Below are 26137 nucleotides of genomic sequence, written 5' to 3'. Positions count from 1 at the left end.
TCAGCCATCGCTTGATCGTGTGGAATGGAAGGCCAAGGGTCATCAACAATCGCTTAGAACTTGGCGCGGAACCAGCGGCCGTAGCGGCGCGCCGACTCTTCACTCTCGAATTCAGAGATGATCGGGGAGAAGGCAGTGCTCATGGCATGCTTTAAATGATGTTGCATTCCAAGCGATAGATACAAGGCCAATCAATATGGCCTCAATCGGGTGCAGCGTGCCCTTGACCCTCGGCATGGTCACCTGCTTGAAGAATAGTGCGGCAAATTGCATCGCGAGCAATCTGCGGTGGCACCGAGCCCACGGGTGAGAAAACATTAAAAGTGCCTACTGTTGCTTTCCCTTGCTTTTGCGTGCGGCCTGCGATCCCATTGGCAAACTGATAAAAGCCAATTCGGCTAGTTTGAACAATGTAATTAACAGGGCAAACTTGGAAAATTGACTACTTTCATTCGGGAGCTGTAATCCAGTTTTCACCCGCGACATTACGTTTTCTTCCAGAATTAAACACGCAACCGCTAGCGAGGACGAACACAAGGCTCCGGCGGAATTTGATGGACATTCAAGGGAATCTCTGGGGAGCGGTAAGGAAACAGCTGTAATCGCGCTCTCACATTGAATATAGTTGATCCATCGGCAATCTCGCTTGTGTGTTCAGGCCGTTGGGGTTGCCAGCTTTGCTCCTCGGGGTGCACTGGTTCTGACGAGCGCGAGCTCGACCCCTGTTGGGTCGCCCGACCGGAGCCATGTGGACTACGAAGTCGATCCGTCCGATTAAGACGAAGTGCCAGCCCGTCAAATTGTCTGGAATCGGCGCACTAGCCTCACAGCTGTGAGAGACGTCAGAACATAATAAATCCGAAAATTAATTTCGCTGTCGGTTCAAAATTCAGCAGAGGCGGTTGGTTTACATTTGTTGTCTAGATTAATTATGGCTACATTACACTGGTGGTACCACAAGTGGAGTTGCGGTCCCAAGCAGAGAGGCGAACCGTAAACGTAGTAAATCAGCTGAATCAAACGCACAACCAACCTGAAAATTCAGACGCTATCGAACGCGATTCGGAAGGGGATGAGGATGAAAGCTATACCACGTCGCTGACCCTTGCAACGCCGTCCCAGCACCCCGCCAGATCAAGAACAAGACGCGAGATTTGTACCGCTCTTACGTTAAAACTCTGCGCAAGAAATTCCTCCCGGTGTTGCCCTATGCTCATTTGATGGATGTGCAGCCCATTGATCTCGTTGGCTACTCTCAATAGGCGTAGCGCACGGGGTGCTGATCGCTGCAACGGCCAGGTGCACCAGCCTTACCGCTTCCGCTACCGCGAAGATCGCGAATATCAGCTCCACAGCGCCGCGACAGGACTGCTGTATCGGTAACTGCTCGACCGCGATCTGCTGGACTGGCTCAGTGGCTATCCGTCCCTGTGGCCACCGCTGCTCTACCTACTGGCCGGGCAGTGCGAGTACGCCGGGGCGCTGGGCGAGCTGGTCGTACGGGCAGACCGCGCCTCTGTCGCCCAGGAGCTGGGCGGCGATTCCGCGCGCGCGATGGCCGCGCCCAAGCACTCGCTCCAACACAAGCTGGTCAAGGGGCTGCGCTACCTGCTCAAAGACGAGCTGAAACTGAACCAGCCCGAAGCCTCCGACGGCTGGCTCACCGAGGATGCAATATGGCTGGTGGGCAAGACAATCTCGGGCAAGCTGCGAGCGCACCAGGTGTCCCAAGGCGTCGATGGCATCCCAGCGAACAACATCGTCGTGCAACGTGCTCCAGGGCCACGGCATGTTGTAACCGACGCCCGATGGGAAAGCGATCTGGCGCGCGACCGTGACCAGTTTGACCGGCTGGCCCCACTCGCTCACCCTGTTGCGGCTTGCACCTGCGCTGATTTGGGAGCCTGGAGAGCGGCCAGCGTCGTTCGCCGGGTCGGGACCTACCCCTTTGCCGCCTCGGTCAAAAGATCGTCAACCGAGCGCGCAACCACATACCGGGCAGGGTTCTCACCGACCCCCAGTGCAGTGAAATGCGCCTTGCCGCATTCGATCTTGGCGCTTTCCTTGTCGCGCAGGTCATCGGTGAACAGGCTGCTCTTGGTTTCCACCAAAAAGTACAGGTGCTGAGTGCCGTCTTCTTCCACCAATACGGCCCAGTCGGGGTTGTAGGTGCCCAGCGGCGTAGGCACTTTGAACCAGCCTGGCAGCTTGGCGTAGAGCTTGATGGCGTCGTTCTTCTCCAGCCCATCGGCGAAGTCCCGCTCGGTGGTCGAGTCGTACACCACGTGCTCGTAGATCGACTTCTGCGTATCCAGCAGCATGTTTTTGAGATAGCCGGTGAGCTCTTCCTTCTCGAACAGCTCTTGCGCATAGACGTGTTGGTCGCCGAGCTTTTGGTACTTGATGCCATCGACCAGGGCCAAACGCTTGCAGCGGTTGATGATTTCGGCGGTCAATTCGATGAACTGCTGCGGATTGCGCTTGAAGTCGTCCAAGCGTCCGCTTCTCGTCAGGATGCTGACGATGGTGCGCCTGGTGAGTTGGGTGCGATTTTGCAGGTCGGTCAGCAAATCCGGCAGCTCGATATCAGCCTCGTCCAGCACCACAGTCGCCGCGCCCACTTTCTCCGTCGCGGCGACACCCGCCTTGCCGATAGAGATGTCGGCCTTGCGCCATTGCAGCCGTGCCTTGGCGATCACCGGGGCCTTCTGCAAGGCTGCGATGCAATCCATCACCAGCTTGGCGTTATCGAACTGCACGCGGTACGTTGTCTGGTGCTTGATGCGGTCCCACAGTGCCTTGAACTCGTCGCTCAGATAAACGGCCTTGCCATCTTTGCCCTTGCGCAGCGGCACTTGCCTGCGCTCATCGGCATTCTTGATGTCGAGCCGGCCCGACACCTTGCGCAGCACTTCGGCAATCTGGCTCTTTTGCGCATCGAACTCAGCTGGCAGTTCCAAGGTGCCGTTCTTCAGCGCCGTTTTCAGTGAATCCTGTACCTTGCCCTTGGCATCGATATGGCCGGCGGCTTTCAGGTGCTCCCACAGTGCCTTCGATTGCTCCATGCCCAGCGGTGCGGCATGCCCATCAGCGCCGGTCACGGCAATGGCGGCAAATTGGTGCTGCTCCACGATGCCAAAGCGGATGCCCGTGTCTTTCTCGATTTCCTTCTGCAGGTTCTCGGCAAACTGTTCATAGTTTTCCGTGGCCACCACAGTCAGGGTGTTGACCTCGAAGCCGCGTACCCGCTCGCCATCCTGGTTGACGCACAAGCGCAGGCCGCGGCCAATGGTCTGGCGGCGCTCGCGCTCGGTCTGAATGTCGCGCAAGGTGCAAATCTGGAACACGTTGGGGTTGTCCCAGCCTTCCTTGAGCGCGGAGTGGGAGAAGATGAACTTCAGCGGCGTGCGGAAGGACAGCAGCTTCTCCTTCTCCTTCATGATCAGGTTGAAGGCCCGCTCGGCGTTCTCCCGGTTGCCCGCATTGTTCTCGGCGGTGTCGGTCCAGCCACCCTTCTTGTCGATGGAGAAATAGCCGTTGTGCACCTCCTCGGCGGCGGACGCCAGGTCGATCTCGGCAAACAGGCTCTGGTAGGCCGGCAACTTGGCGGCACGGCGATATTCCTCCTCGAACATCTGTGCATACACGCCCTTGACCGGCTGGCCGTCCGCATCGTATTGACGGTACTTGTCCACCGCGTCGATGAAGAACAGGCTCAACACCTTGATCCCCAATGGGCGCAGGTGCTTTTCCTTGTCCAGGTGTTCCTTGATCGTGCGGCGAATCATCTCGCGTTGCACGGCCAGCGCATCCACATCACCGTGGGCCTGGCCAGGCTGCAAGAACACTTCGCCACCGGGGTAGCGCAGCTCCATGAACTCTTCGCCCTTCGCCGTATTGATCTCGCCCACCCGAAAATCGGCGTAGATCGCGCGGCCATCGGCGCTCTGCTGGAGGTCGTCGCCATCGCTGACCGTCACCTCAACCCGCTGCACGCAAGTGGCGGCCCGTTTATCCAGCTCGACCTTGGCGCTGATGCGGCCACGCTTGTTTTCCACCTTCACCAGGCGCACGAAAGGCGTGTTGTGCGCATCCTCAACCGTGGCCGATGCCACCTCGATCTGCTTGACCAGCTTGCGCTCATAGGCATCCACGGCATCCAGGCGGAACACCATGTGGTGCTTGTCCACATGGGTGGCGGAATAGCGCAGCGTGCAGAGCGGGTTCATGGCGTCCAGTGCTTCCTTGCCACGGCCTTCCAGGCCGCCGTCCACGCTTTGCGGTTCATCCACGATGATGATCGGCCGGGTTGCCTTGATCAGGTCGATGGGCTTCTCGCCGCCGGTTTTCTCGCTCTCTTTGTAGAGGTTGTTCACATCCTTCTTGTTGATGGCGCCCACCGTCACCACCATGATCTGGATGTTGGCGCTAGTGGCGAAGTTGCGCGCCGGCCCGGGCTTGGCCGAGTCGTACAGGAAGTAATCGAAAGGCACGCCCGCATACAACCCCTTGAAGTGATCCTCGGTGATTTGCAGGGTTTTGTAAACGCCTTCCTTGATCGCCACTGAAGGGACCACGATTACGAACTTGGTGAAGCCGTAACGCTTGTTCAGCTCGAAAATCGAGCGCAGGTACACATAGGTCTTGCCGGTGCCGGTCTCCATTTCCACCGTGAAGTCGCCGGACGTCAGAGAGCCAGAAGGCGGCAGGCCACCACGCAACTGAATGTCAGCCAGATTCTTGAGCAGCTCGTCGTCGAGCAGGGTCAATCGGTTGCCGATGCCAAGGTCGGACTGCGCCACGCCCAGTGACATCTGAGCTTCATCGGGCAGCTTCATGGTCACCGTGAATTCGGTGCGGCAGACCTCCTGACCACGGAAAAGATCGCATACGGCGTCAATGGCCTGCATCTGGTAGTCGAGGTTGGGCTCGAAGTGCAGTTTCATGGCAAGCCCCTTACAAACTGCGCACGTTCTGGATGCCGTGCTGCTCCAGAATGGCGGCGAGGTTGGTTTTGGCCACGTCATCGGCAAAGGCGCTGTCGCGGAACACGCATGTGGTGTCACCGGCGGGGGCAAGCTCCTTGTGCCAGGCGATGATGCCTTGGGCGAGTGACTCCACCTGCTCACGGGTGATTTTTTCAGCCAAACAAGCCAGCAGCACGCCGCCGCCCACGGCATGCACGTCAAGCCCTTCGATACTGCGCCTTTCGATGGGCACGCACAGGTCGAGGCCAAGTTTGAGCAGCAATTCATAAAGCACATCAGCCTCGCTGCGGCCTTCAAGTAGGTGATCCTGATGATCGAACAGCGTGGCTTCCAGATCATCAGGCTTCGGATTCCAAGCGCGGATGTTGGAAGTACCTAGTTTGAAGACGCGGAAGCCGGTGTCGCCTTGCCAGTCGGGGTTGTCAGCTTTGACTTTGGCTCCGGCACGACGCAACCGTTCCTTAGTCAATTCGGCAATGTTGCGAGGTTTTCCGAGTTGGTCGCAAAGCTCAGCAGCCACTTTTTGATCTTTGTTCCCCCGATCAAGTGGCTCTGGTAGTTGCACCAGCACACAACGACGATTGCCACCATCAGCAGCGTTTTGTGCCATAACAGCATGACCAGTCGAACCAGAACCAGAAAAGAAATCGCAAACAATATCACTTCCCCGCGATGCCAAACGAGTGATCGCTGCTAACAGCTTAGTGGGCTTAGGAAACGAAAATGGTGACTCACCTTCAAAAAGACGTTGCAACTCTTGAGTTCCGAGAGTTGCTGTACCGTACGTCGGACCGTCAAACCAAGACGTCGATACTTCTCCTAAATCCTTTTTTTCTTCATAAAAAACCTTCAGCTGTGGCCTGGACTCTCCTGTCCGTCCAAAAACGATCCGGTTATCTGCCAAAAGTTCTAGAAACCTTCTTTCTTCCATCCGCCAACAGCGCCCACGGGGCGGCCAAAATTCCTCACCCGTCACCGGATTTTTGATCGCGTAGGTAAGATTTTCCCTAATATTCGGAGCATCAAATGGGTCAGCCTTCCACTTACCTCGCGAATCATTATCCGGATTATCATATCTCGATACATCCAGTGGCAGCGGATAGGCGGCAAAACTATCCATGTCAAACCACCTATCGGCATTGCTTTCCTTCAATCGCCGCTCTGTATGCCGCCGATTACGTGCATAAGCTACTAAATACTCATGCTGAACACTAAGATCAGTATCATTTTGAACTGATGTCCGGGATTGCCATGGAATCTGAGCGAAGAAATTCTCCTCACCGAAAATATCATTGCAGATAATTTTCAATGCCTGCACCTCAGAGTCATCAATACTAATAAATACAATCCCATCTTTCTTAAGTAAGTCTCTCGCCAAAATTAGTCTTGGATAGATCATATTCAGCCAGTCCGTATGAAACCGCCCACTGGCTTCGGTATTGCTGCTGATCTTCTGCCCGCCCTCGACTTGGCCGGTCAATTCCAGATAGTTTTTGATGTTGTCCTGAAAATTATCCGGATACACAAAGTCCTTGCCAGTGTTGTACGGTGGGTCGATATAGATCAGCTTGACCTTGCCGGCATAGCTTTTTTGCAGGAGCTTGAGCACTTCGAGGTTGTCGCCCTCAATCATCAGGTTCCGGGTGGACTCCCAGTCCACACTGTCTTCCGGGCAGGGGCGCAGGGTGCCGGTGCTGGGCGTGAGCGCCAGTTGCCGCGCGCGGCGCTTGCCATGCCAGTTGAGGCCGTACTTCTCATCAGCATCGGTGACGCTGGCATCACCCACCAGCGCCTTGAGCACGTCCACATTCACGGCCACGCCGTTCGCGCCTTCGGTAATCAATTCCGGGAACAGCGCCTTGAGCTGTTCGATATTGCCCGCCACCAGGTCGGCGGATTGGGCTTCTGGGCTGGCGGCCGTGATTTTCTCCATGGTCTTCTCCATCACTCGTTCAATCTTCAAAGCTGTTGTTGTGCAGCGGCCAGTTCGGCCTGGATGCGCTTGAGCGTCAGGTTCAGTTCCACCTGACGCGCCAGTTGTTTTTCTTTGGCCGCCTCGGCCCGCAGGCGACTGATTTCGCCTGCCAGCCGCTGGCAATAAGCCAATGCTTGCCGCCGCGCGGCGGCCTGTTCCGGGGTTGCTGCGGCTCGATAAATCCGTGTCCGCCGCGCGGCGTGCAGGGCCTGCACGCATACGATCCAGCCCTCATAGAGGGCATGTAGCGATGCTTGGGGCTGACGCGAAACTGCAAGCGACTGCATGAAATCCCGCTCGATGTGGGAAGCCACCTTCGCATCAAATCCAGGTGTGCCATCGGCTGCTTGAAACAGCGAGGCCGACACCAGATCGCCATCGAGCACGATCTTGCCCGCTTCGTTCTGCGCCCAGCGCTTATGCGCCAGCGAGAGGGTCATTGTTGGCCCTTCAGCCCGTTTTTCTTCCAGCAGCAACAGCACCGGATAAGGCACGGCCCGGTGCACCAGTTCTGCAAGGCGTGAAAGGCGGGCTGGCTTGTTGGCTCCGCGCAAGTTGACAGCCAGAACCGCGACCTCTAGATATTCGCGCTGCGTATCGCGGTACTCGGGCACGCCGATGGTGTTGGGCTTGAGGGCGGCCAGCCACTGGATGTCTTCAATCGCATCGGAGATCAAGCGCTTGTCAGACGCCGTGGGCGCACCGTTCTCCAGCAACAGTTTCTTGGGCACGCGCTGATCCACCCGCGCGCTATCCGGGAGACTCAGGGCGCTGACGACATCCGACCCGTTCATCACGAGAGTGCCGCTCCAAATGCCTTGACCGTTTCCTCGCTGTCGCGCCCGGCAATGGCTTTGCCCATGGCCTGCTCGATCAGCTTCAACAGTGCGGTGGCGCGTTGGCGGACAAACGCATCGAAGTCGTCCGAGCGCAGCGCAGGCACCGGAATCACGTGGGAGAGTAGAAACTCGTCCAGGCTATCGGGGGCCACCTGCTTGGCTTTCTGGATGCGGGCGAGGTACACGCTGGGCGCATCCCCGCTGATGAAACGATTGGTGCCAGCGGCCAGAGGGGCCTTGTTGACCACGTTGTTCCATTTCTCCTTGGGCAATTTCTGCTTTTCGCACCAGGCACGGGGGAACACATGGTGAATGTCGATGGCGTTGTTGAAGTAGCTGTTGAGGTCTATCGGCGTACCGCTGACGAAATCCCGACCACCGTGTTTCATGAGCAAGGCGGCCAGCCCCTTGTAGGCGGCTGCGAGGCGGCTTTGCAGGGACAGCAGGCGCGTCGGCGCAAAGTTGGCGTCGCGCACCGTGCGCGGTTCGCTGCCGCCTTCGACCCAGGCAATCACATCCTGGATGTCCATGCCAAAACGGGTTTCGTTGGCGCCGCCGTACAGCTCGCCCAGAACACCGCTCCAGTACCAGCGCAGCAGCTTTTGCTTGACGCCATGTTGCGTCGTGCGGTCTGCCAGGTGCGCGCAGATGGCCGACAACGGGACAAGCTGCGTGGCATAAGGCAGGCTTCGGTCGTCGAAGATTTTTTCCTCTGCCAGCAACTCGGCAGCCCGCTTGAAGCCTTTCTCCAAATCGGATTCCAGCGCCTTGAAGTCCGCCAGCGGCAACTTCAGCACGTCGGCACGCTTGCAACTGACGGATGTGCCAAGCGCTTTGTGCCGCCGATAGCTGGCCAGCAGCGTGACTGCGGTGAGAAAGCTGGTGCCATCCACCGCCGTGAGCACATCGTGCTTGGCGGTCAGTCGCTCCTGCCGCGCATCCCAGTCATCGCGCAGGTTGAATTCATCCGCTGCGAAGGTGGCGGTCATCAACTCAAACACCGTCAGCGTGACACCACCGGTATTGACCTTCTCGAAGACTTGGCACACGGCTTCACGTGGCGTGTCCTGGGTCAGTTCGATGGCGGGCACCTTGAACTGTTGGAAGCGCAGCCAGATTTCGTTGCGAAACCTCTGCATGAACTGCATGGCTTCCGCTGCGAACTGATGGTGCGCGCTGAAGCCGCTTTCCCAGGCCATGAACCCTTGGATGTCGAATAACAATGCCACGGGAAAGAGCCGCTGGCTGTACTGCTGGTCTGGCGTACTGACGTCCAGATCGACCTTTCGGCCGAAATCCGACGTGACTTGCAGCGTCTCTGGCACCGAGAGTACGGCATCTTCACGGTCCGCCGATTCATCCAGGCATTTGCTCATGTCGAGGAAATAAAGGCGACGAATATCCGCGCCTTTCTCCGTGCGTGTCGGCACCGGCTGGCCGCTGCGCAGCGCCAGGTACATGGAGGTCAGGCGTTGCTGACCATCAAGCACGAGGGTCTTTGGAGCAGGCGCAGGCTGCAGGTTTACACCGGCAAACAAGCGGGGCTTGAATGGCACGCCGCCTGCTTCCAGAAACATGACCGCGCCAATCGGGTAGGAGAGCGAGAGGCTCGCGATCAACGACCGAATATGGTTGTCGTCCCACACCCAGCCGCGTTGGAAGTCAGGAAGCTGGATTTGCCCCGATGCAATTCCATCGAGGACATCTTTCAATGCAGGTTCGGCGGTGCGAAAGCTCATGCTGGTCCTCGTAATCAAATACTTTGCTGATCGGGCAGCACAACGAGGAATGCGACCACCTCAAAATCGCCGCTGCCGGCGAACTCGCCTTTCATGGCGTGGGTGCTACCGGGCGTGAACAGGCTGGCCACGGCCCGTTCCTCTTGCTTCCCGGCGACGGAGGCCACCGCCGCCGCGAGCAGCTTCTGGGCGTGGCGCATGTCCTCGCCGCCTTTGGTTGCTTTGTCGAAACGTGCGCAGGCACTGTCATCTGGCCGTTCGCGCCCCAGTGCCAAGCGCTTGAGGCGATCCAGGATGCGCTTGGCCTGCGGGTACGGCAGCAACACGGTGCCGTCATCGCTGACATGCACCAGGTAGTGCGGTGCGAGCGGGTAGTCGGACGTCGTGGCGGGCTTTGCTGCCGGGCCGCAGGCTTGCAGGCAGAAGATCACGCCGGGCGGAATGTCGGCATCCAGCGTGGTGGTGACCGCATAAGCACCCAACGGCTGGGTGTCCAGCTTGCCGGGGTGCGCTTTCAGGTACTGCGCCAGGTCGATGCGGAAGTCAGTCAGGGTAAGGTCGGTGATAGCCACGCCAGTCGACAGGTCTTCCATGTCGATCACCGTGTCCTGCAGCTTGAGCAGTTGCTTGCGCCGGTACTCCAGGTCGTTCATGGCGTTGCCGGACTGCTGCACGATCAGGTTTTCTTCGCCTGTGGCCGAGACATCGAGCAGCACCATGCGGCCGCTGACGCGCTGCTCCAGGTTGATGTATTCCTCCAGCTCCATGTTGGGCCAGAAGTTCACGAGCTGGATGCGCTGGTTGGGCGAGCCGATGCGGTCGATACGCCCAAAGCGCTGGATGATGCGCACCGGGTTCCAATGGATGTCGTAGTTGATCAGCCAGTCGCAATCTTGGAGGTTCTGCCCCTCGGAGATGCAGTCGGTGGCGATCAGCAGGTCGATTTCGCCTTCATCCGCCAGGTCTTGCGGGCGCTCCTTGGAGCGCGGCGCGAAGGCCGACAGCACGTCGCCCATGCGCTTACTTAAGCCCGGCATGGTGGTTTGAATGCCGGCGCTGCCTGTGACGACCGCCGAATGCACACCCAGCGTGTCCCTGGCCCAGGGGGCAAGTTGGGCGTAGAGATAGTGCGCCGTGTCCGAGAAGGCGGTGAACACGATGATCTTGCGGTTTGCTTTGCCATCGTGTGTGTTGATGGGTTGGGCGCATTTGCGGGCAATCATGTCGCGCAGCGCTGCCAGCTTGGCATCACGCCCGGCATCCACTTGGCGCGCTGCTGCCAGCAGGGTCGCCAGGCGGTTACGGTCTTCCAGTAGATCCTGCTTCCAGCGAATCAGATCTACATCCCCCAGCAGCACTTTGACCTTGCGCCCGACCAGCAAGGCCTCGAACGCCGGGTCGTCGATATCGACGTCGGCAATGTCGATTTCCTCCAGCGCTTCGGCATGGGATTCGATGCGTGCCAGTGTGTTCTCTACATCCTTGAGTTGGCGCTGCACGGTGAGGGTGAAGGCCGACACACAACTTTCCATGCGTTTGAGCACGTTCACGCGCAGAAGGTGGATCAGGCTTTCTTCACGATCCGCCTGGCGGAAGAAACTTTCGCCGCCACGCACCTGAGTGCTGTACTTGGCGTCGTAGGCGGCCTGCTTGTGGGGCACCACATAGCGCAGCGGCGCGTAGCTGGCGAGGGTGAGCCGACGGATTTCCTGGTTGATGTCGCGGATAGCACGGAACTCGCCCGCAAGGTCCACGTCAGCCTTGATGTTGATGGGCGGCAGTCGGTCGGGGAAGCGGCCGGTCTCGCTGGTGCCGTAATACTTCTCCACATGCCGCCTGGAGCGGGCAATGGTGAGATGGTCCAATAGGGTGAAGTAGTCGAACCCCAGCATTTCTACCAACTGACTGGGGGTCTTATCAGCTTCGTCCAGCGCCAGCCAGCGATTGAATTGCGCCTGTGCCTTGCGGGTCGTGGCTTCGATGCTGGGGATGCCATGTTCCATCAGGGCGGCGTCGTCGCCTTCGGTGGCAAAGGAAATCTGATTGCGCAGGTCGGCCAGGCGGTTGTTCACCGGTGTGGCGGAGAGCATTAGCACGCGGGTCTTGACGCCTTCACGGATGATGCGTCGCATCAAGCGGTCGTAGCGTGATTCCTTACCCTTGTGCGTAGCCTTGTTGCGGAAGTTGTGCGACTCGTCGATCACTACCAGGTCGTAGTTGCCCCAGTTCACATGAGACAGGTCGATGTCACCCGACAGGCCACCATCACGAGACAGATCGGTGTGGTTGAGCACGTCGTAGTTGAACCGATCAGCCGCAAGGATGTTGCGTTTGTCGTTGGCCTTGTAGAGCGTCCAGTTGTCGCGCAGGCGTTTGGGCGCCAGCACCAGCACGCGGTCGTTGCGCAGCTCGTGATATTTGATGATGGCCAGGGCTTCGAAGGTTTTGCCCAGCCCCACGCTGTCGGCGATGATGCAACCACCGAAGCGACTCAGCTTGTCGATGGCACCCACCACACCATCGCGCTGAAACTTGAAGAGCTTCTTCCACACTACGGTATTGCGAATGCCGGTGGCGGACTTGACGATGCGCTCTTCGTCCATCTCGTCACCGCTGCCCTGAAACAGGTGGTGCAACATCAAGGTGTAGATGGTGAAGGGATCGCGATGCTCACCCAGGGCCTGCAGTGCTTGAAGAACGGACGCGCTCTCGTTGCGCTGGCCTTTGGAGTCGGTGGCAGCAGCACTTTGCAAGCCCGACCACTGATGATCAAACCATTGGGCGAGCTGCGCGGCTTCGTCGGCCGTTTCTGATGCCTGGATCAGGTTCAGCGGGTTGCCCGGCGTCAGGCCAAGGCCAGACGTGTTGAAGGCAAAAGAACCCAGAATCACTTGCGCAGGCGCGCCGTCCGGTCCGCGCATAACGGCAGCCCCTTGCGGCACCGATTTCGATGCCCGCCGAAGCTCCACTTTGTCATTGATCCATTTCGCGCATTGATTGGCTAACCAACGTGCCTGCAGACGATTGCGCGCAGCGCGGTCACCCTCCGTACCCAAGAGTTCAAGCGCCTCGTTATCAGGAGGCACGATCAATTGGATTCGATCCAGAGCGGACAACGCCTCCCGGACTTCTGCAAAGGCGTAGAGAGAAACAGAAGGCGTTACACAGTCGAGTCGGTTGCCGTGCTTGAGGTGGGGCCTTATCAAGTCGATGACGCGCTGTGTTCCGGTGTTTTTGATTAGCTTCATGAACGCCTTCGCTCACTTCTGACTATTTTTGCGCGAGGCTTAAACACCTCTGCATACTCGTAGTTCGTGGTGCGAGAGATTTCGTGCCGACGCGCCACTTCCGAGACCTGCATGTCAGGATCGCGTAAACGGGCTTTGATCTCTCTCACTTAATTCTCGCCCTGCGTTGGCTTGTGTCTACCGACCCGATCTCGGGAACGAGCGGTATCCAACCTGCTTAAGCGCGTCGTTGCGATCCAGATGCTAATCATCGTAGACACGCAAACGTACCCTACATGTTGATTCTTGGGCGCAATCAGGACGTTGAAAATTGACGGAGATATTAACACTCGTTGATGAATCTTCACGATGGCAAAATTCGGTGTTCAGCTGTCCAGAAAACCGCTGCTTGATGGTCAAATTTCGAGCTGAATGTCATTCTGCAGGTAAATAACAGGAGGGAGATCGTGGGTAGAGAGAAACTCGAGCTCGTGTTTGCGAACAGCACGCAGCCGTGCCTCCGCACGGCTCGCCTGAGGCGAGAGTGGAAGTTGGTTTGCGGCCAAACCCTAGGCCGGTAGGGTTTCGTCCGCCGTCATATGCATCGGCTCCGGAACGTAAACCGCGGTTGTCTTGCAAGCCTGAAACTCAGGACACGCCTATTCTCTACGCATCCATCAAAGATGGCGCGGATATATCGCCTCGATTTTTGCAGCGACTCGCGGCATCGCTTTTTCTTTCAAGCCGCCTCAGCCACTGCAGCGACCTCTGGTAGCTGCCCAAATCGCGCCAGCATCTCTGCGATGAAGTCTTGTGCAATTTCAGTGATCGAGATTTTGAACAGCAACATCTCCGTTTGCACCAGGGGACGATCATCTTGCCAGAGCTGCCGGTGGGCCTCGGCCATTAGTTCGAGGTAATAGGCATAGGCATCCTGGCCGGGTACCACCGCCGTGTTCAACCAAGCCCTGAGGGGATCATCCTTGCTTGTGTTACCTACGCTCACGGCCATTAGCTCATCCCGTGCAGGACACGCGCTTCCGTAACGTCCCAACCAGGCAAAGGCGGCTGCGCTCTCAGCGTCGAGACTCGCAAGCAACCCGTTTCTACCCGGTGGCACGGGCAACACCGGAGCATTCACGGCTCGGATAAAGTGGATCGCGTCCAAAGCAAAAGCGATGCGCGCGTCGTAAATCAATGCCCAATCGTTCCACACGAATGAAAGCCATTTTGACCAGCTAGCGATTCCACCGAATTTGTACAACCCGCGCCTGATTCGCGGCCGAACCGCCGAACGAAGGCTTTCGTGATCAACAACCGCGTCGAATCCGGTTTCGATATCGGTGAACCGAGAGGCGTACTCTTCAATCGTTTCCTCATCATTTCCATTCAACCCACCCCAGTCGGAAATCACGAATTTGGCAAGATCGGCCAGTTCCTGAACACGGGGTGCCCCTTTCTTCCCGGCCTGGATCTCGCGCGATCGCTGGGCGACCGCCTGTCGCAACTCCAAGGTTTCAGCGAAACCTCCGCCAAATTCACGGTCGGAGAGCAAGCCGCGGGCCCGCGCCGCAGCTATGCAGCTCTCCGTCATACCCCAGTTATAGTCGTCCAGGCGATGACGGTAAGCCGATAAGTACGTAGCCACTTCATGGCCAAATGCGACTGCTTGCGAGGTTGTAGGCTTCATTTTCCTTTTCATCCGTTCATCACTATCTCGTTCCCGAAACACGTCGGCGATCGTCCTTTGCTTACGCTTGCAGCCCGACTAAGCGGGTGCCGGCCTAACCCGGCATGACGCTGAACACCGGCACCAGGCTGCTCATCTCATGGGGCGCGCTTGCCTTGCATACGGACATGTGGTGATTCTTGTCATGCAGCTTGATACTCGCGCTTATCGTGTCTCGACCGACCGCGGCTATGAGCGTGTTGTGTACGAGCATGTCGAGCTGCCGCGACGCCAAATCCACACGAGCGCCGCGACCCAATCCGGGGAGTACCCAGATCAGACGGTTATTGCTGACTTCAACGCTCCCACCGCGTATCTCCATCTCTGCAGCGAGTAGCTCCTCCAACAGCAACGCGGTGCTCGTACCGTGCTTCACATGCTTCAAGGCGGCGCGAACCGCTTCGCCTAGGTTGTCGAACTGCAGCTTCTCTGCGAATTCTCGGGAGCCCGTTGCCTTGTTCATGTACCAGATCTCAGGGCTCTCCACCGCAGCGATTCCCTTCCAGTCCTCGCGCCAACCATCCTCCAGACCGAAGGCCTCGTCTTCGCTGATGCAAGCCAGCATCCGTATGACGATGGCGCGGACCGCAGCATCAACTTGACCGTCTGGCTGCACCATGGGGCCGTACACGACGTGCTTTCCGCGCACGAGAAAGATCCAGTGGTTGCCGTTGGTGACGGCCCCCATCATCCCGGGCTTGAGATAACAATCGATAAGGTCCGGATGCAGTTTCCTAGCGAACTTTTTTGCCTCAATCAACCAGACAGGACGGGATCCCTGCACGATGGCGATGTCCGCCGACAACCGTTTATTCGGGCCGTTCGGCTGGGAGTATTCATAGAAGGCTTCCAGGCCGCTGATTTCCAATGCGGCATCCGTCACCGGACAGATCAACCGATACATCGCCCACCGTTCGGATGGCTGCGGTCGAATCGGCTTCTCGCCGAACGACGTATCGAGCTCTTGCTGGCCCGAGGCACTGCTTTTTATGAACTTATTCATGAGCTGCAGAAATCTGCACAGCGCGAGCGGCAACGGGCAAAAATAGCCAGCACTCACGCACGGCCTCTCCTGACGCGGCCTCGACGGCGCGAGCGTAGGCCTCCAGTTGTCCGCCGTGCGTCGCGGCCAGGCGCTCGCCGTCCGCGACGCCGCGCGGGTCGGCCTTGTGATCGATTAGGATCCGGCCAGCTCCCACACGGATCAGCAGATCGATCTGGCCGCGTATAACGGTGCCGTCCGGACGCGGCACCTGAATCGGCAGTTCCGCCTGGGCAGTGCCGTCGGGCCACTTCGACTGCCACCAGTTCTGAAAGGCCTCCACCTGGAAGCGGACTGCCTCCGGCGTCACGGCGCCATGGACGCCCCAGCGGATCAGGACCTCCCTGATGTGTTCATCGCTGATGGGACGCGACGGATCCGCCACCGAGCAAGCGATGCAGCCATGCAGCGCCGAACCCAGCGCAGCCATGTCGGTGTCGGACTGCACAACGATCCGTTTGCCTACGTCCTCCACCTTCACCGCCCGATGCTGTCCTGTCTGGGCGGCGCTGGGCGCAAACCAGAGCCGTTCAAAAGACTGGGGCTGGCGCGCGTCGAAGTAAAGCATGGCCCGTGCAGCCGGCGCGGGCGGTGCGTCGAGTGACTCGTCGAAGTCCCAGGCTTTCGTTTCGCGGACGACCGTCTGGTCGTCCGCCACGAATGCGCCCGCCGGCCCCCAGAGCTTGGCCGCCGCGTCGATCTCATCGAGCCACTGGCAGGGCGGGGTATCGCCCGCCGCCTTGGTCTCGCCGACAAGAGCGAGCAAGTCGCGCGCGCGGGTGAGGGCGACATACAGCAGGCGTGTGTTCTCCGAGCGCGCCTGCTCGGCCACGAGCTTGCCGGTTTCTGAGGCCTCTGCATCGGCGATGACCTGCACGGCAGACCTAAAGGGATTGACCCAATGATGGATGTAGCGGTTGGCCAGAGGGTTTGTCGCGTCAAAAGTACCGATCGTCCGGGAACGCACGTTCCATAGATCCGTGCGGTAGCCGTGATCCAGGCCGATCACGATCACCATCGGCCATTCCAGGCCCTTGGCCGCATGGAAGGTCATGACTTCGACCGCCCCATGGGCGGCGGCCGCGCGCCCGTCCGCCCCATCGGCCACCAGTTCCTGGAACCAAAGCAACATCCCGTTGATCGTCGCCGGTTGTCGCGAGCCCAGACAAGCCTCCTCGTACTGTTGTGCCAACGCCAACAGCGCTTCAATGTTGGCGATACGAACCTGCGCCTCGCGCTCCGCCGCCGACCACTGGTGTGCCAAGCGCGCAACGCCGGACTCGGCTTTTGCCAGCCGCAGCGCTTCACGCGGCGTGAGCGACACCAGGGACGGCCGCAAGCTGGCCAGCCTGGCGATCAGCGGATGAGCGTCCGCTCTCTCCGCCTTCCATGCCGACACCGAGGGGGAAGTCTCGCCGTCTCCGTCCGCAGCTATCCCGGCAAGGAACTGCAAGCGGTCCTGCAGCCAGTCTTCCGGCCTGACCGAACCCGTCAGCCCGAAAATCATGGCCGTGGCCACCGTATCCGAGGCGTCCTGCAAACGGCGCAGGCAGGCCAGTACCAACTGAACCTCGGGAGTCGAGATCAAGCCGGGCCGAGTCGCCGCCGCGGCAATGCCCCAGCGGCTCAGTGCATCGACCGCGGACTTGATATGGTCATTCTTGCGGCACAGCACGGCGATATCGCTGGCTTGCAACGGACGCTCCTGGCCCGTGGCCTTGTCGGCAATCAGGATGCCGCGCCCCAGCAGCTCCGACACCGCGGGTCCCAAGGCTTTCAGCGAAATTGAACGTTTCCCGGGTTCCGTCACGAATGACCAGTTCAAAAGCTGAGGCTGTCCGACAAGCGGCTTGCGCATCGGCCTGAGCGCGGTTTCGGAGGCCGGTGCGGGGCGGAAGGCCGGCACGAACACCTCGTTGGCCAGGCCCACCAACCCCGGGGTGGACCGGTACGAATCCGACAACGGTGTACCCATCGTGCCGCCCCAGCCTTCCACGGAATCGAGGATCTGCTGAATGAGTGTCGAATCCGTGCCGCGAAAGCCATAGATGGCTTGCTTGGGGTCGCCTACCCATATCGAGCTTTTGGCCAGCTTCGCCAACTCTACGAAGATGGCCAATTGAAGCGGATTCGTGTCCTGGAACTCGTCGACCAGCACGAGATCGAGTTCCCCTGCGAGCGCTTCACGCACCAGGGTGCTGCTTTGCAAGGCTCGCAGCAGCAAGACCTCTTGATCCGTGAAGTCGACCACGCCAAGTTCCCGCTTGGCATCGGCAAAGGCTTGCAAGGCACGTCCCGCCAGGTCGAACACCGTACAAAGATAGTTCCGCACATCATCGTGAAACCGGTCATGGGTAGGATGGCGTGCCGCGATATCTTGAAGGTCCTCCACGATATTGGCCTGCTTGGCGCCAGCTTTCAGTTTCGACAGCTGCTGCCAGGCGTTCCAGGAAAGCTGCCCGCGAGCGAGCCCGCTGCGAGCAGTCGTGATGCTCTCGATCGCGTCGTTCAGAACCTTGGTATTGACGCCCGCGTCTTGCGCCTGCTTGAGTTCGCGCTCCGCGTGTTCAAGCGCCGCACTCAGGACGGCATCGTGATCGCCCTGCGGGCGCGGCCAGCACGCCAGCATGGCGTCCGCGTTGCGCGGCCCCATCGCGGCCAGTTCTTTCGGACTGAGGTTGTTGGAGCGCGCCGCGTTCATGATCGCGTGCAGCGTGGCCGTCACCGCGTCATCCTTCAGGTCCAGTCGCGCGCCCAGCTGCGCCAGATTCTCGACGTCGCTCGCATCCTGAACGCCTTCCACAGCCACGCGCACAAGGCGGCGGCCTTCGTCTTCGGTCAGCACCGCCTGATCCGGCGAGATGCCGAGTTCAAAGCAGAATCGCTGAATCAAGCGCCCGCAGACGCTATTGACTGTACCGATGCTCGCCTGCCCCAGCGCGGCGGCCAGATCGAGCCGCCGCCGGTTCAACAACGTCGACCTCGCGCGCTCGCGCAACTCCGAGGCAGCCTTGACCGTGAAGGTGGTGGCCAGGATCGCTGCTGGCCGCGCAGCGCCGCTTCGCAGACGGTCCGCCAGCAAGTGAGTCAGGTAATAGGTCTTTCCGCTGCCCGCCCCGGCGCGGACGAATTCCACATTCATATTCTTCTGATCCATGGTTATTCCCTGGTGCCGAACAGCGCCGTGTAATCGCCATGCCACGGCGCGGTTTCGCCCAGCGGCAGGCAATCTTCCGGAGATGGTTCCGGTTCTGGATAGAGTCCCTTTTCGATCACGTCAACACGGCCTTCCTGCCACTGCCGCACCCGCCAAGCCCAGGTGGCTCTGGCCTGCATGACGAGCTCCGACGCATTGATGCCGTTCTTTGCACTGATGACACGGGCTTGTGGGCCGAAGACGTCTGGCGTAGCGGTCAACAGCAGAGCCTCACGGAACGTGAAATAGCCCACCGCGGCAGGCAGCGCGCCGAGTTCCTGCCGGATCATTTCGCCATACAATGCCAGTTGCAGGTAGGTGCCGTCGGACAGCGCTTGCCGATAGCGCTTCGCGCCCGTCCATTTGAGATCGAGCGCGGCGGTCCTGCCATCGGCAAGATGCAACAACAGGTCGGTAGCGCCGTTGAGACGCAACGCACCGAGCATGCCAGCCAGCGGCCGCTCGGCCTCGACGCGGACGACGCCGGCATGCGCCATATGCTGCAGCAACACCCACAGGCCGTGACGCATGGTGTTCTTGAACTGAAAGAGCGCGGCGCTGTTGCCCGGCGCAAGCAACGGCATGCCTTCCTGTTCAAGCAATCTTGCCAACTCCGGCTCCAGCCACGCTTCCAATTGGGCCTGGCTCCAGGATGGCGCATCATCGTTGACGAAGAGGGTCTCCATCAAGCGGTGCGAGAGGTTGCCGAGCAAGCGGCCATCCTTCGCGACCACCGTAGCCCGCCCAGTACGCAGACCGGCCGCATACTTCAACACGGCGATCGCCGGGTTGTTGAAATGAAGATCCAATGACGTGTAAGACTGCGAGGGCAGGCGTGTCGGAAGCGGATAGGTGGCCCGCCATGGCGCATCCGTGTCCAACTCCCAGACGCCTTGCGCGCGTTGCAATGGCAGAGGCGCGACCTGCCTCAACTGGTCGCGCACCATTGGATGCTCTTCGAGCTGCGATGCGACCAACGCAGGCGCGAGCAAGGCGATAAGCTGCCATGCCGGATGGTATTCCGCCGGTGCCGGCGGCAAGACCATAATCAGGCGATCCGCAGCAGTCAGCAGCGGCCGCATCCACAACGCGGCCAGGCTGCCCATGGCGAACGCCTGGTCCACAAGCTCGACCCCGCCCGCTTCCAGCGCCTCGATTTCAGGACGGCTCCACGGATGTCCCGCAGGCAGCTTCGGAGCGGAAGGCATCCACCAAATGACTTCGGCGACCGGCCCCAGGGCGCAGGCTTCGGGCGCCGTGGCGCTGAGCATGCAAGCCGCCTCGGCCACGGCCAGGCTATTGCCGCAGGCCGTGGTCGCCTGAGCGCATAGCTGTTCGAGCAACCGGGGCTTGACGTGCTTTACCCCGTCCCGCTGCAGCGACTGGAGGCCGCTAAGTGTCCCCGCGCATTGGCTCAGGGCCGCGCCAAGATCGCGCGCCACCGCGTCGGTAGGCATGAGGTGCAGCAAACGGCCGCGCAGCGCCTGCGCCAGCAGTTTGACCCGTTCGATTGGATAGTCAATGGGCGCGCCGAGGGCTCGCGGATGGCGGGGCGACTCAAGCCAGACGCGGATGTGTTGCTCCAGTTCCTCACGAAGTTCGGTCGGAGTCTCGGCCAGCAGGCTTTCGCGCGCTTTGACCCACTCGGTCCCACCGATACCCGGATGCTCTGAAAAGACCGCGCCGAACGCGCGACGCGCCGAAGCCCGGAACGGGCCGATCGGATGCATGAGGAAATCCAGCACGCGCGCAGGTTCGAGAGGATCCCAGAAGGTCTCGAAGATCAGCGGCAACGCCAGCAAAGCTGGGCGCAAAGCACTGGACTCGTCAAAACCGCAGGCCGGTGCGCCGTTGACACGCAAGGTATCGTCGACTGAAGCGCCGTGCTGCTCACTGACCAAGAGCATCTGTGCCTGCCCGGCATGATAGTGATGAGCTAGCCATTGCTCCGCGGTTTCGCACGTGTGGGGACGAAGCACGACAATCGAGCCATCGCTACCGTCGATATCCGGCTGCGCCGTGAACGATTGGTTAAGCGACACCGCATCCGACACGGCGCGTTGCAGACGCCCCAGTTGCGTATGCGGCTCGGCCGCAGGAACCAAGACGCTTCCATTGACAACCGGAAATCGGGCCAGCAGCCTACGCCACAAGGGCGGAAAGAGCTTGCAGTCCTCCAACAGTACGATCTCGCCGACCGGTACGCTGCGCTCATCGAGCCGGCGCCGGACAGCGAGCAGGCGATCGCCTTCTCCGGGGGGCAACAAGCCGGCCGCCGCGGCTTCGACGACGGCCATGTCCGACAAGCGAGACGGCCATCCGGCTGCCGCTGCGCCCGTCCATCCCCCAAGAATCCATTCGTCGCGCCATTGCAGGAGCCGGGCCGCGGTGCCGATCTCATCGGCCGCCAAACTGTCGTGAAAAAACCTGTCCGGCCCATCGGATTGACGCAACGCCAGCAGGAAAGCCGCAGTCCGTTCTGCCACACTGACTGGCAATGACGACAGGCCGAGCCAGGTTTCCAACATCGCAAGAAAAGCCTGGCGCCCCACGGTTGCGCGTCCGAGCGACGCCCCGGGGTGAGGGCCTTGCCACTGCTCGATATGCAGGCCCAGGGTAATTCTCAACGCTGCCGTAGTGCCTTGTTGCTCTTGCATTTCGTTCGCTCTTTGGTCATAGGTGCGGATTGGGGGTAACTGGCTACCTCCACGGAAGCCGCCACGGGATTGATCACGCCGGAGTCGGGCAGACGTCGAGGCGTTCGAGCAATCTCGCCGCCGCCCGCTCGGACATGACCAAGACCAGCTTCATCGAGGCGCGCGTCGCGCCTACGAACAAGCGGCGAACTTCGTCATCGCCCAGCATTTCGAAATCGATTTCCGCCATCACGACTGCTGGCGCGGACTGCCCCTTGAAACGGTGCACGGTATCCGTCACCAGCGTGCCTTCGGAATACTGCGGCCTGCCTTCACCGTCGTAGGTGCCAAGAAATTTTCTCAACGCATAGGAACCCAATTGATCATAGGAAAGGATGCGAGAGCTCTCCCTTCCCCGATAACTGAGAAGCGCAATATCCGTCGTCGCGAACCCGGCCGATTGGCACAGGCGCACACCTTCTTTGACTTGGTCGAGCAATTGCGCGCCAGTCTCGTAGGTAAGGAATTCCACGTCGTGGCCCGCGACGGGCGATGCCGGCACGACCTCCACGCCGTCCGGGACCAATGCTTGAAGCAATTGGACGACAGGGCGTGGACTGCGGAAATTCATGTCTGCTCGCAGGCGTATCCAACCCGGCAGTTCCACGCCGGCATGGCGATAGAGCTTCTGCATCGGATCTTCGAGCCACAGAATGCGGGCATCATCGCGGGCATGGCGCAGAATCAGCTCAAACCATTCGGCCTTGATGTCCTGCCCCTCATCGATGATGACCGTGTCGAAGATCAAATCCGCCGAGACCGCCAGTTCCCGGCAGGCGTTGACCAATTGCTCGAAGGCCATGGCCGCATTGAAGTCAGGCACAGACCCCGACTGTCTTACCATGCGTACGCACAGCATGTGGAACGTGCACACCACGCCGCCAGCCGGCACGATCGCGGCAATGTGATCTGCCAGGGGCCGATTGAAGCAGAGATATAGCGGCCTGCGTCCGGCTTCGATTGCGGCGCGGTACTCGGCCAGCGCCAACTGCGTCTTTCCAGAGCCGGCCGTGCCGCTCACGTGCAGTCGAAAGGGCGTCATGTCGATCTGCCGGGCCCAATACGCCAGGCCGCTGGACACGCGGGTGACCAGGGCCTTGGCCTGCCCCACCAAGGCGCTGGCATCCGCCTCCAGTTGTATGACGTCGCAGAGAAACCGATGCACCTGCGCGTACAGCTGACCCGCGATGCCTGCAGGGAGAATCTGCTGAATCACTGTACACAATGCGTCGCGTCGACTTGCGTCAACGATACGCTCGGACATCACGCCCACCGTTTGCGGCGTCTTGCACAAATAGTCGGGGCAATAGAGCAGATGCTCAATCTCGATGTAAGCACCATTCAAGACCCGTGCCAGCTTGCCTCGCAGGCTGTTCACCGTGCGGCCCATCTGTGCGGGTACCGATTTCAGTTTGCCGCCGCCATAGTTCTTGGCCAGCCCATCAGGCGTCTCTTCCAATAGCCCGCATTTCTGCTCGATGAGCATCATGTGTCCGGCCTGGTTGACGATGACGAAATCGACTTCGCCGTGGATGGCGTGGGATCGTTCGATATTGGTCCAATGCACGGCGTGATACACCGTATATTCATCCGGCAAACCCCGCGCCAACGACTCCAGCGTCTCGAATTCCCGACGCATCGCGCCAATGGCGTCCATGGTCTGCCAACCATCCGGTACGATACGCGCCATGTTGCGAAGCTCCTTTGCAGGCGAAATTGGCGGGCAGGGTCCGGGAAAAAGTACAGGGCGTCAGCCTGAAGAACGGGCCGCCTCATTGCCAGAAGGATCTGCCCAGCCAAAATCAACATGTTGATTTAATTGTACGCATTTGAATACATATGCGTCAGCATACCCTATCCCGCATTTTTTTTGATTGCGGTCTGATTGCCGCTTTAACGGATAGTGGGCCACGGCCCGGGACCGAGTCGAGAAGCGTGGCGAAATCCTTCCGCTTTATCCTGAACTAAGGAGGCGTTTCAGCCGGCTCGCAATCAGCGCTGGCGTCGAAGGCGCGATGCATCGCAATTGCGTTGATTGGCATTTTGGACAGTAGGCCGCAGCATCCCTCCCAACGACAAGCGCGTCACTGGTGGGCGCAAATGTCTGTGCCCAATTGCATTCGGTGCAGATCAGGTTGAACGACCGGGGACGGACAGGCATGCTGCGATTGCAGGAAAAAATAGGGTGAAATACTTAGGAAAATGCGAGCTTGCACCTAGGCTCAATCATTTCTCGCGCAGGCGCCTTCTGCCGCATCTCGCCTGACAGCCTCAATATATCTGCCCAGGATTGTCGTGCTTAACACACCCGTCACGAAAACGATAGCGAATGCAGCCAAGTGTTCCAGGGGCGTGGCGTTGCTGTTGATCATGTGAATTCCAGGATAGGCAAAATCGGCAGCCCGATGACTGCCGCACCGTGACCAGAATAAAAAGCGATCGGGACATTACGTGTCTCGATTACCCACTCGTTCACGCACCCGCTGCATAAAGCGCCGCAAGCGTTTCGGCTTCGTCGGCCATTTCCTCGCGCAGCTTTGCCGGCCCCAATACCTCGACATTCGGGCCAAACGCTCTCAGCCACCAACGCAGGCGCTTGCTGAGCAAGACCGTCCCCCTGACCCGCAGTTCCGATCCGACGTATTCCGCCACTTGATCATCGGACAGGGGAGATTCGATCAGGTGATTGCCAGCGCCGCTGAGAAATCGCAACTCGAGTTTGATGGTGCCCTCCACCATGAAGTCGAACTGCCGCTGATGTTTCACATACTCGGCCAAGCTGAATCCCCGGGGATAGGCGAATATCTCTGGCAGCATGTTTGCACTGACCACTCTGTCAAGCCGGTACATGGCAGGCTTGGAATAGCCGACAATGGCGGCGACCAGATAAATCACCCCGCCCACCTCGACCAATCCCAACGGGTCGATAGTCTTCGTCGTTTCCTGATCTCCTTTGGACCGAACGCGATAAACCACTTCGAGTCTCTGCTCGAAAAATAGCGCACGGGAAACGGTAGAAAAGGTGTTTGAGTCTATGGCCGGATGCTGCAAGGCAAAGGCTCCGCTCTCTACCTCGACCTTATCCACCCATTTTCGATAGCGGCGCTCACTGTCGCTCTGAGATGCGCCCAGCCGTTTCTCGGCAGTGTCGAACAAGGAGGAAAGCGACTCGGAAACCAGCGACGGAATCTGGCGGGATGAAAAGCGTTTCAAAGTTTGCAGCGCCAGCGCTTGTTCATGCGTCATCAAGCCGGCCGACCTGGCGGCCAGACCGCTGGCGCCGGCCCGCCGGCGCCAGACCAGCGCCGTGCCACGCTTTTCGGACTCCACCAGCTGTTGGTCAAGCATCTTCTGCAATGTGCGCAGAACGGTCTTGACGACGGGAGGCTCGGGATATGACCGGCACAACTCCCGGTGTATTTCCGGCGTACTCATGAAGTGCCCGTCTTGCTCGGCGTCCTTCAAGACGTGAAATATATTGGCGACCAGCGCGGGCATGTGGAAACTCACTTGCTTCGATATGAAGTTGCTACGATAACAAACTGCGATTTACCAGAAGTGTCATCGCCCTGCGCGGGCCGACGCGTGAACTCCCGGATGCAGAAGTCGCGGTGAAAATAATCAGCCAGATTTAATCGAGCGCTGGCCAGGAGAAACCCAGCAAGGCATCCACGCGCATCGCCCCATCCAGAGTCATGGGCACGCCAACCATAGGCTGCACCTCGTGCAAACCCGCTTCGACTATCGTGCGCTGCAACTTATGCTCAGGAACGCCGGCGACGGCGAGCGCTGCGGGTTGCATCAACAGCGCATTCAAGGCTTCGCGCAGCACCTCGGAAAAGCCCTCGGTGGTCTCCTCAAAACCAAGAACGGCAAGAAGATTGGCCTCGGCGAACTTGCGCGTCGCGCGCCACGCAGGCACTGTCTTGTAGCCCTCTGCACGGGTCCACTCCAGCGCCGCCAGCGCCCGTACTGCCGTTTGTACGGCGCACGCCAACGGCTTGTCCGCCGCCATGACCCACACACCCTTGCGAACAGCGGGCAACTGACTGACCCGGCCACGGCACAATGCCAAGGCCGTCACGCCTTGCTCACGGGCCTGACGCATGGCCTCGATCGGGCCAAAAGCATTCCAGACGGCCAGCCCTTTTCCCGTCAATGCGGCAAAGTCCACGAGATGCAGCGACAGCGCGCCGTGCGGCGCGTCCGTGTCCGCGTGCCAATCAAAGACTGGCATTTCCTCGGCAAGCTGCCGCCCAAGCAAGGCAACATCCTCCGCAGGTATCCCCCAGCCGTGCAGGGCGACAACGGGGCGATTGGATACGGTATGAATTCCACGGATTGCTGTCGAGTCCGACACTGCGCCTCCATTTGAGTTGGGAGTACGCAGTTTGGATGGAGGTCAGGACTTTAGCTGTCCCGAAGGCCGAATTGGGAGGGATTTACTTGTCAGGCCCATTGAGGCGCGCGGGATAGTGCGCAGAAATAGATATTCGCGGTGCGTGTCTCAATGGGGCATCGTGGTCTTCGAGATGATCCGAACGTGATCGGCATCGAAGGCGATTGCAGTCAGCCGGCCGAACGCGCGCCGCTAATCGAAGAGTTTGGCTGTCCGCGTACTGTGGAGGTATCCTGACTTTGTCCGACCACCATGAAGTTTCGGCGAACGCGCTACCCGGGCGGCCGCTTTGCCAGATTAGCAAGGA

Annotated in this window: 13 protein-coding genes and 1 pseudogene; 1 reads left to right on the top strand and 13 read right to left on the bottom strand. The window is 59.6% G+C overall.

All coding sequences use genetic code 11. From position 1 onward, the window contains the following. Positions 1-1290: 1290 nt before the first annotated feature. Positions 1291-1937: pseudogene (locus tag B3446_RS10325) on the top strand (TraI domain-containing protein); the annotation flags it as partial. A gap of 3 nt (positions 1938-1940) precedes the next feature. Here the strand turns inward: B3446_RS10325 and B3446_RS10320 are convergent. The 13 genes from B3446_RS10320 to B3446_RS10260 all read right to left on the bottom strand — a co-directional run bounded on the left by B3446_RS10320 (position 1941) and on the right by B3446_RS10260 (position 25791). Next, positions 1941-4946 carry a type III restriction-modification system endonuclease gene (locus B3446_RS10320; protein WP_291380660.1) on the bottom strand — a complete coding sequence of 1002 codons (3006 nt, stop codon included), beginning with the start codon at positions 4944-4946 and terminating at the stop codon, positions 1941-1943. Between the two features lie 10 nt (positions 4947-4956). Further along, positions 4957-6921, bottom strand: coding sequence for a site-specific DNA-methyltransferase (locus tag B3446_RS10315; protein ID WP_291380658.1), 1965 nt, complete (start codon positions 6919-6921; stop codon positions 4957-4959). Positions 6922-6947: 26 nt separating this feature from the next. Further along, a complete protein-coding gene (locus B3446_RS10310; protein ID WP_291380796.1) occupies positions 6948-7757 on the bottom strand; it encodes a DUF4391 domain-containing protein in 810 nt (269 codons plus the stop codon). Then, the gene (locus B3446_RS10305) at positions 7757-9541 is read right to left on the bottom strand and encodes a DUF262 domain-containing protein (RefSeq protein ID WP_291380656.1); all 1785 of its coding nucleotides are present in this window, start codon (positions 9539-9541) and stop codon (positions 7757-7759) included. Before B3446_RS10305 ends, B3446_RS10310 begins: the two co-directional genes overlap by 1 nt. 14 nt (positions 9542-9555) lie before the next feature. Next, on the bottom strand, positions 9556-12789 hold the full coding sequence (locus B3446_RS10300) for a helicase-related protein (RefSeq protein ID WP_291380654.1): 3234 nt from the start codon (positions 12787-12789) through the stop codon (positions 9556-9558). 718 nt (positions 12790-13507) lie between these two features. Next, positions 13508-14458 (bottom strand): hypothetical protein, encoded by a 951-nt coding sequence (locus B3446_RS10295; RefSeq protein WP_291380652.1) that lies wholly within the window; start codon positions 14456-14458, stop codon positions 13508-13510. Between the two features lie 94 nt (positions 14459-14552). Next, positions 14553-15500: a hypothetical protein gene (locus B3446_RS10290; RefSeq protein WP_291380650.1), complete on the bottom strand. Its 948-nt coding sequence runs from the start codon at positions 15498-15500 to the stop codon at positions 14553-14555. Beyond that, positions 15493-18696, bottom strand: coding sequence for a UvrD-helicase domain-containing protein (locus B3446_RS10285; protein WP_291380648.1), 3204 nt, complete (start codon positions 18694-18696; stop codon positions 15493-15495). The genes B3446_RS10290 and B3446_RS10285 overlap by 8 nt, the downstream gene beginning before the upstream one ends. Before the next feature lie 2 nt (positions 18697-18698). Beyond that, entirely contained in the window at positions 18699-21392 is a 2694-nt protein-coding gene (locus tag B3446_RS10280) for a PD-(D/E)XK nuclease family protein (protein WP_291380646.1), read from the bottom strand. 73 nt (positions 21393-21465) lie between these two features. Then, positions 21466-23121: an ATP-binding domain-containing protein gene (locus B3446_RS10275; RefSeq protein ID WP_291380644.1), complete on the bottom strand. Its 1656-nt coding sequence runs from the start codon at positions 23119-23121 to the stop codon at positions 21466-21468. 532 nt (positions 23122-23653) lie between these two features. Continuing rightward, on the bottom strand, positions 23654-23803 hold the full coding sequence (locus B3446_RS10270) for a hypothetical protein (RefSeq protein ID WP_291380642.1): 150 nt from the start codon (positions 23801-23803) through the stop codon (positions 23654-23656). Between the two features lie 100 nt (positions 23804-23903). Then, positions 23904-24929, bottom strand: a complete 1026-nt coding sequence (locus tag B3446_RS10265) for a helix-turn-helix transcriptional regulator (protein WP_291380640.1) — start codon at positions 24927-24929, stop codon at positions 23904-23906. Positions 24930-25062: 133 nt separating this feature from the next. Beyond that, positions 25063-25791, bottom strand: coding sequence for a hypothetical protein (locus B3446_RS10260; RefSeq protein ID WP_291380638.1), 729 nt, complete (start codon positions 25789-25791; stop codon positions 25063-25065). Positions 25792-26137 lie beyond the last annotated feature (346 nt).

This window comes from Achromobacter sp. UBA5777 (assembly GCF_002418565.1).
Lineage (GTDB): Bacteria > Pseudomonadota > Gammaproteobacteria > Burkholderiales > Burkholderiaceae_B > Achromobacter > Achromobacter animicus.
The sequence above is the reverse complement of the archived record's forward strand: the minus strand, read 5'-3'. Positions and strand labels throughout refer to the sequence as shown.

Excerpts from the sequence above, each read along its gene's own strand:
- B3446_RS10320 (WP_291380660.1), bottom strand. The coding sequence starts at position 4,946 with ATGAAACTGCACTTCGAGCCCAACCTCGACTACCAGATGCAGGCCATT.
- B3446_RS10315 (WP_291380658.1), bottom strand. The coding sequence starts at position 6,921 with ATGGAGAAAATCACGGCCGCCAGCCCAGAAGCCCAATCCGCCGACCTG.
- B3446_RS10310 (WP_291380796.1), bottom strand. The coding sequence starts at position 7,757 with ATGAACGGGTCGGATGTCGTCAGCGCCCTGAGTCTCCCGGATAGCGCG.
- B3446_RS10305 (WP_291380656.1), bottom strand. The coding sequence starts at position 9,541 with ATGAGCTTTCGCACCGCCGAACCTGCATTGAAAGATGTCCTCGATGGA.
- B3446_RS10300 (WP_291380654.1), bottom strand. The coding sequence starts at position 12,789 with ATGAAGCTAATCAAAAACACCGGAACACAGCGCGTCATCGACTTGATA.
- B3446_RS10295 (WP_291380652.1), bottom strand. The coding sequence starts at position 14,458 with ATGAAGCCTACAACCTCGCAAGCAGTCGCATTTGGCCATGAAGTGGCT.
- B3446_RS10290 (WP_291380650.1), bottom strand. The coding sequence starts at position 15,500 with ATGAATAAGTTCATAAAAAGCAGTGCCTCGGGCCAGCAAGAGCTCGAT.
- B3446_RS10285 (WP_291380648.1), bottom strand. The coding sequence starts at position 18,696 with ATGGATCAGAAGAATATGAATGTGGAATTCGTCCGCGCCGGGGCGGGC.
- B3446_RS10280 (WP_291380646.1), bottom strand. The coding sequence starts at position 21,392 with ATGCAAGAGCAACAAGGCACTACGGCAGCGTTGAGAATTACCCTGGGC.
- B3446_RS10275 (WP_291380644.1), bottom strand. The coding sequence starts at position 23,121 with ATGGCGCGTATCGTACCGGATGGTTGGCAGACCATGGACGCCATTGGC.
- B3446_RS10270 (WP_291380642.1), bottom strand. The coding sequence starts at position 23,803 with ATGATCAACAGCAACGCCACGCCCCTGGAACACTTGGCTGCATTCGCT.
- B3446_RS10265 (WP_291380640.1), bottom strand. The coding sequence starts at position 24,929 with ATGCCCGCGCTGGTCGCCAATATATTTCACGTCTTGAAGGACGCCGAG.